The sequence below is a fragment of the Draconibacterium orientale genome (assembly GCF_900111425.1).
Taxonomy (GTDB): domain Bacteria; phylum Bacteroidota; class Bacteroidia; order Bacteroidales; family Prolixibacteraceae; genus Draconibacterium; species Draconibacterium orientale.
This window is the reverse complement of sequence record NZ_FOHT01000019.1, coordinates 94,512-102,185: the sequence shown is the minus strand read 5'-3', so window position 1 is coordinate 102,185 and position 7,674 is coordinate 94,512. Positions and strand designations below refer to the sequence as shown.

Genomic DNA, 7,674 nt, shown 5'->3' with positions numbered 1-7,674 from the left:
AACAACTTGAAAAAGCAACAATCTAAAATCTGGATGAAAAACTACTATTCTGAAATTGCAGCATAAAAAAAGAGACCGCCTTTTTGGACAGCCTCATTTTAAAAACTATAAACAACCAGTTTGCAACTAGTTTACCTTACTAAATGCTAATTTATTCAGTGTAAAGTTATACGCCTGTGCGGCTCCACTTTTAATTACAATATAAAAAGTTGCAGGCTCGCTAAAGGTGTATATTCCGTCGGTTGGATAATTACCGGCAGTATTCATTCCTCCTTCATCAGTACTCGAGAAATCATATGTTCCCACTGTTTGCGGACTTCCGTTCCAGGTACTGTACGCAACCTGTAATCCGCCATTCTCGGCCATTGAACCACCATCCGAAGAATAATCGACACCAGACTGCGGCGCGTCAGAACTGAAGAACATTTCGCACCAGGTATTCGTATTAATCTCATCAATTATCAAACTTCCATCGAGTTTGTAGGTACCTGCCTCAACAGTAACCTGCTGATAAATAGCTGTACCAGGCCAGCTATCATCACCTCCGCTAAAACTAATAGTACTTGGAGTAATCGCTACAGAAATTCCGGCAACATTTACTGCCTCTGACCAGTTCGACATATCGATCAAACCTGCTTCAAACGGATTCAACTCACCATAAAATTCAACTTCGGCCACGTTACAATACCCGCCCGGAGCCGAATAATAGTAAACATAGCGGTAGCTTTTTGTCAGCGAAATGGCAGCCTCTGTAAGTGTTCCTTCGGCTGGTTCTTCGCTAATTGTATACAGCACATCGTAATTATTCATGTAGTCGGCATCATTCGAAGCTCTGATTTCAGCACCTACAACACGACCGGTATAACCATTACGTGGAGCATAGCGAATTAACTTGATGCGGGCTTTGTTGCCTTCGCCGAAGTCGTAACCTACAAATCCTTCGTCGCCACTTGCAGCATCAACAAAGGTTGATAAATCGCCGTCAAGTGCAGCACCAATTAAACCGTTTACGCCATCCCACGATCCTTCGTGACCAATTACAGTACCGCTAAGTTTATCCAAAACTTCGCCAACAGTTACCGATTTGGTAACAACAGTTGGAGTTGATCCCTCGAATCCGGTGGCCGTTAAGGTTACCGTGTAAGTTCCAACTTCGTCGAAAATATGTGTTGGCGACTTTACACCCGATGTTCCGCCATCACCAAAATCCCATGCATACGATTTGGCAAAGCTGGTTGAGGCCGTAAATTTAATTTCCAGCTGATTATCGGTACTTGCCGAATAGGAAAAGTCTGCCTCCGGATCGAAAACCTGAATGTTTATTATTGTATCGATTACCGTTGGAACAGAACCCGGCTCACCATAGGCAGTTAAAGTTAAATCATACGCACCAACTTCAGCATAAATATGCGAAGGGTGAGCTAAAGTAGAGGTTTCGCCATCGCCAAAGTTCCAGCGCAGCGAATCGCGATCGGTAATGGTACTTACAAAACTCACTTCGAATGGGTTATCGGCACTTATCTCGTAAGTAAATTCAGCCTTTGGGTTAATCGGCTCGAAAGTGTCATCGTCGTTACATCCGACAATCAGAGAAAGCAGAAGTGCTACTGCTGACAATCTCGACATATATCTTTTAAAATTTTTCATTTTAATTCATTTAAAGGATTCAAAAAAACAACCTGCTTTTATAAATCTGTTGGAGATGTATTCGCTTCAATTGACCATCCCGGATTTTGATAAATCGGCGAAGTAGAAGTATCGTCGTTTTCCGAAGTAATCAGGAAGTGTTGAGTTGCAATTGGGCTCAGGTAATGTGCCATTGTCCAACGGTATCCTTCGTACACCAGTTCTTTTCCGGTTTTTTCATAAGGTCTCAGGTAATCGCTTGCCGATGGTGCAGATACATTTGCATTAGCCGAGCTATGCGTTAATTTAGCTGCATCGTACCAGTCGAGCATTGGTCCCCAAAGTTTAAAACCTTCAACATGGTAGGGCTCATCGATCATTTGATCCAGTGCTCTCCAACGTTTTAAATCCATCCAGCGAAGTCCTTCAGCCATTAACTCGCAACGTCTTTCGCGGCGGATGTTATACAAGGTTTCGTCGATTAGGCTACCGGCCGAGTATGCACCCCAGTCGCCTTTAGCTTCTTCGGCCATGTTGGTATTGGCAATTGTTTTCTGGAAATCGGCATCTACTCCTGCACGGTTTCTGATAGCTGTCCAGTAGGCGCTTGCCTTTCCATCCAGCGAACCATTCTTTTCGTAACATGCTTCCATGTAGTTCAAATAAGCTTCGGTTGCTCTGAACACAATTGCTCCGGTGTAACCACCACCGTTTGCACATTGCGCTGCATCGTAATTTAATCCTTTACGAATTGCATATCCGGTGCTGTATCCTTGTTCTACGTTTGTGTTTGTAATTTCAGGAACGGGTTCAACCGGTGTAGCGTGGGTTCCTTCTACCGACTCGTAAAGTACGTTAACCTGGTCGGGCTGTTTCAGGAATAACCACAATCTGCCGTCGCGATCTGTTCTCACATCCTCAACATAGTCGTCGCCGTGATATCCTGAACCTTCAGCATAAATAGGTAAACCATTTGCCATAACAAAACCATCAACCATTCCTTTAGTTAAGCCTACTCCGTGGTTACCACGTTGGGCATAAACCGGAACGTTATGTGTTATTCCTAAACCTTTATCGTATTGTCTCCACAACAAAACTTCGGCATACCCCGACATATCCACATCGCTAAACATATCGAAATAAGGGTTATTGGCATCAGCAGTTGATTGTTGTAATATACCGTTGTTTTCTACCAGCGGATAATTATCGGCTACTTCAGCTGCAGCTTCCATTGATTCGCTCAATAACCATTCAATCTCGCCATCAATACTTCCGGCCTGGAATTGGTAGCCGTCGTTGTAGGCTTTTGATGCTCCCGGCCAATCTGTTCCGTTCGGTACAAAAGCAGTACCTTTAAAATACTTCAACCAGGTTGCTTCGTAAAGTGTAACCCGCGATTTCAGAAGCTGTGCACAAGCTTTATTTAATCGGTTTTGTGCAGCATCAGGAGAGGTAACCATCATTAAATTAATGGCTGAATCGAGGTCGGCAACAATAAAACGAACCACTTCCGAACGTGGCGTTCGCTTACTGGCTTCGGTCAGCTCGGTTTGTTCGTCCTTCAGTACGCTTTTCACAATAGGGCAATCGCCAATAGTTTGTACTTTTTGGAAATATTCCCATGCTCTGAAGAAATACATTTCTCCGATATAGTGATTAACTTTTTCGGTGCTACCGGTAATTTCGCCTGCTTTCCAGCGTGGCAAAACGGTTTGCAGAAAATAGTTACACTGGTTAATGTTCCAGAAATTCCATTCGCCACCCGATTGGCCTACGCGCCACTGGCCCGGTGCATATTTATTATCGTAACCGATACTGGCCTGGTTATCGGTATTGGCATCGTTTCCGAAAGTACCAAACGACCATGTACCATGGGTTGGTAAAGCACCATATCTATCAATGGAATAGGCTGCCAATTGCGATTCATCCCAAAGGTATTGCTCCGGAGTAATACTTGAAAGAGGCTCTCTGTCAAGAAGATTGTTTTCGCACGAGGTGAAAAACGCGATCCCCCCAAGTAGTACTACTAATAAAAGATTATATTGTTTTTTCATCTTATTTAAATTGTTTGTTATTAAAGGTATAAGCTGCCTGCCTGTCGGCAGACAGGGAACCCGCACGATTTTAAGCATTCGCCTGTATGCGGTAATCTTTCTCATGCGCGTTTCATTTGTAATCAGAATTATAAATTAACACTCACACCTAATGAAATAGTTCTGTTTAACGGGTAATTTGTTCCCGTCCATCGGTCAGGATTGAACACTGTTTCAGGATCGAAAATCTTGGTCATTTTAGTACCCGTCCAGATATTTTCTCCGGAAACGTAAACACGCAGTTTCTCAATTCCAATAGAATTAGCCCAACGCTCCGGAATGGTATAACCAAACTGCAGGTTTTTCAAACGAATGTAAGAGGCATCCTGTAAATAACCAGTTTGCGACTGATGGTTTTTACCGTTAAACAACGGACGTGGATAATAAGCATCAAGGTTTTGTCCGAGCGGGTGATCAGCGTCGGCTCTGAAATAATCTTCGTGTTGAGTTAAACCCGAAGACCACCAAATGCCCCAGTCCCAGGCACCCCAGAAATAGTAGCTGTTAATGTAGTAATCGCTTTTCAGAACACCCTGGAAGAAAGCACGAATATCGAAGCCTTTCCAGTCGGCGGCTAAATCAACCGAGAACGGGAAACGTGCAGTACTGTTTCCAATTACTTTAATATCGCCATGGTCGTTAATGGTGTTGGCACCATTATCAATTTTACCATCATCGTTTAAATCGCGATACATAATATCTCCTTGCTCCCATTGGCTGCCCAGTGCATCCTGTCCGCCGTTTGGCAAGGTAGCCAGGTGAGCTTCCATGTCTCCTTCGTTTCTGGCAATATCAATGGTTTCGTATCCCCAAATCTCACCCAGTTTACGGCCTTCAACATAAGTATCAAGGTTTCCGGTCGGATTCGGATATTTTTCAATAACGGTTTGTGCGTCCGATAATAATACCTGCACACTGTAACCCAGGCCATTTTTCAAACGGTCTTTCCATGTTGCTTCCAATTCAAAACCATAGGTTTTTAAGTCGGTATTATTAACCGAGGGAACATTATTACCTAAAATAACAGGTAACTCAGGTGCCGGTCCAACCATATCGTTGGTATAACGGGTATAATAATCGAATGATGTAGAAAGTTTTCCGCTGATAAACGACATATCCAAACCTACGTCCCAGCTTTTTACCCTTTCCCAGGTTAACGATTGGCTTACCAAACCAGGAGCAGAAGCTGTATTAGGCTGTACGCCATTTACCAACCAACCTCCGTTTGAAGTTCCTACAGGCATTGTAACATAAGTTGGGTACCAGTTTGAGGTATTTTGGTTACCCAGTTCGCCATACGAGCCACGCAGTTTCATTGTTCCGATTATGTCCTGCATATCTTCCCAAAATGGTTCGCGGGCAATATTCCATCCTGCTGATACTGAAGGGAACCAGTTCCAGCGTCGGTCGGAACGGAAACGTGATGTTCCATCGTAACGAAGGTTACCTTCAATTAAATAACGTTCTTTATAGTTATAGTTTATACGACCAAAGAAACCTTGTGTTGACCAGTGGTTATAATCTCCCGACACCAGCGGAGCAGTTACTTCGCCATTGGCATCGGTACCTGAAGTTGTATTTAAAGTTGGTAACGATGGAACCATAATTCCGTTGCGCTCGGCCGAAATAGCACGTCTTTTTAATACTTCAGACTGGAAACCCACAAGCACTTTAAAATTGTGTCCTTCGCCTACTTCTTTAGTATATTCGGTAAACAAGTTGCTGTTCACATAGTTTTCACGGAATGCCTGTTCATGAACCAGCGAACTACTGCTGTACAACACCGGGTTTCCGTCAACATCGTGGTTATAAGTTTTCTGTAAATCCCAGCTTCTGAAATCGTTTTGAGTACGGTAATTCAGTTCACCTGTAATTATCCAGTCTTTAACGGGTTCCAACACTAACTGTGCTTGTTGATAAAGCCAGTCCTTCTGACTTTTATCGCGGCCACGATCACTTAAACCCAAAGCCGGCGAAGGCGAAGAGTATAAATATCCATTCGGATCGTAAACGGGAAGTACAGGCCAGCCCTGGCGTGCCAAATCGGCAAATAAGTCGTTGGTTAAGGAAGCTGGTCGGCCAAAATCTTCGCGGATAAAACGGTTGCTTACCGTGGCTTTTGCCCAATCGGTTAGTTGTGCCGAAACTTTTACGGTTGTTGTATAGCGTTTAAACTTATCGGTATTAAACTCCATTAAACCACTCTGATCGAGGAAGTTTCCTGAAGCATAATATTTAATTGCTTTATTTCCGCCACTGATACTCATATTGTGTTCCTGCGAGAAAGAATAATCTTTATAGATCACATCGTACCAGTCGTTATTTGCTTGTCCGTAGCCATAACCATCAGCCCAGTATTGCGGGTTATCCGGGTTTTGGATTATTTCGTCTCTTGTTAATCCGTTTTGATAGTTAAGAATACGTTGCATTCTTTCCTCATCGAAAAAGGCACCGCCTCCACCATTAATATTGGCATCGTTAAAGAAAGTGGCAAAGGTGTACGAGTCCATCATATCGGGCACGTTAATTGGCGAACTCCAACGGAAGTTATTGTTGTAGTTAATCACCATTTTGCCTTCGGCACCTTTTTTTGTGGTAACCAAAATTACACCAAATGGTGCACGTGAACCGTAAATTGATGAAGCAGCAGCATCTTTCAGTACCGAAATACTTTCGATATCCTGTGGGTTAATAGCATTGATATCGCCCTCCATACCATCGATAAGTACCAGTGGCGATCCGGTAGATCCCTGACCAATAGTGGCCGTACCCCTGATATTAATAGTTGGACTATCTTCCAGGCTACCACCTGTTTGGCTAATGTTTAGACCCGAAACCAAACCCTGCAACATTTGCGATGCATTTTGTACAGGTCGTGCTTCCAGTTTTTCATTATCAACTACACCAACTGCACCGGTTAGGTTAACTTTTTTTTGCGTACCAAAACCAACCACCACAACTTCTTCCATACCTACAGTTTCCTGCATCATGGTTACATCAATTGAAGTCTGACTGGCAATTGTAATTTCCTGCGATTTCATTCCAACAAACGAAAACTGCAACACATCACCTTCTTTTACTCCCGAAAGGGTAAATAGCCCATCAATGTTGGTAACAGTACCGTTGGTAGTTCCTTTTAGTAATACTGTAACACCAGGTAATGTTTCACCTGACTCATCGATTACTTTACCTGAAATAGAATTTTGCTGAACACCCGTAACGGTATTTCCAGATGCCATCACTCCAACATTGAAGATGAACATCATTAAAACCGTTAGCGTCATAAGTCTGAGCATTTTTTGCACACATGGGCTTAATCCATGAATACATCGATTTTTTTCCATCATTTTTGAATAGTTTTAATAGAAACTTGAATAATTATTTTGTTTTTGAAAAGAAACAGCGGTTTTAATTCGTGCTTCTTTTTATTGCCAGAATCGGCAAGCGAATAGTTTATTACATTTATTTCTGTTTTTCTTTTAGTTTTATTCGTTATAATATTGGCTTTTAGACAGACGAAAGTAGCGAGGTGCAAAATTCCGGCTAATCTTAAATCCGTCAAAAAGGGTCGCAAATTCACACCAGCCAATACATTACTAACTATCAGCCACTTACAAATTACTCATTACTAACTTTTAACCACCCCAACAGATTCTCTACCGTAAACCATACAGGCGCAAATAGTACCACAGGAGCTGGTTTAAATTCTGTTTATTGATGAAAAAAATGGTTTTTCGAACCGCAACTATCCCATTTCATCTGTGAATTTAGAATGAGGAAAATTCATGTTCGTTTCACACAAGAGACAAATAAATGCCAACACGGGAAGAGGTTCAGGATTTTCAATAATACACTAAACATTATTCTGTCGATTTTTAATCAGATGACTATTCTAATTTTGAGGCGCAAAAGTATTTAATTCTGCGTTCAAACTTCGGATTATTTAAACTACTTA

The 7,674-nt window shown here is 42.3% G+C and carries 3 protein-coding genes; all 3 read right to left on the bottom strand.

Annotation, left to right across the window (positions count from 1 at the left end; genetic code table 11):
* Window positions 1-126: 126 nt before the first annotated feature.
* Window positions 127-1,647, bottom strand: coding sequence for a PKD domain-containing protein (locus BMW53_RS21395; protein ID WP_038559373.1), 1,521 nt, complete (start codon window positions 1,645-1,647; stop codon window positions 127-129).
* A gap of 38 nt (window positions 1,648-1,685) precedes the next feature.
* Window positions 1,686-3,680: a RagB/SusD family nutrient uptake outer membrane protein gene (locus BMW53_RS11695; protein ID WP_038559369.1), complete on the bottom strand. Its 1,995-nt coding sequence runs from the start codon at window positions 3,678-3,680 to the stop codon at window positions 1,686-1,688.
* A 128-nt stretch (window positions 3,681-3,808) separates the two neighbouring features.
* Complete coding sequence (locus tag BMW53_RS11690) at window positions 3,809-7,003, bottom strand: SusC/RagA family TonB-linked outer membrane protein (protein WP_217642940.1); 3,195 nt, start codon at window positions 7,001-7,003, stop codon at window positions 3,809-3,811.
* Window positions 7,004-7,674: the final 671 nt, after the last annotated feature.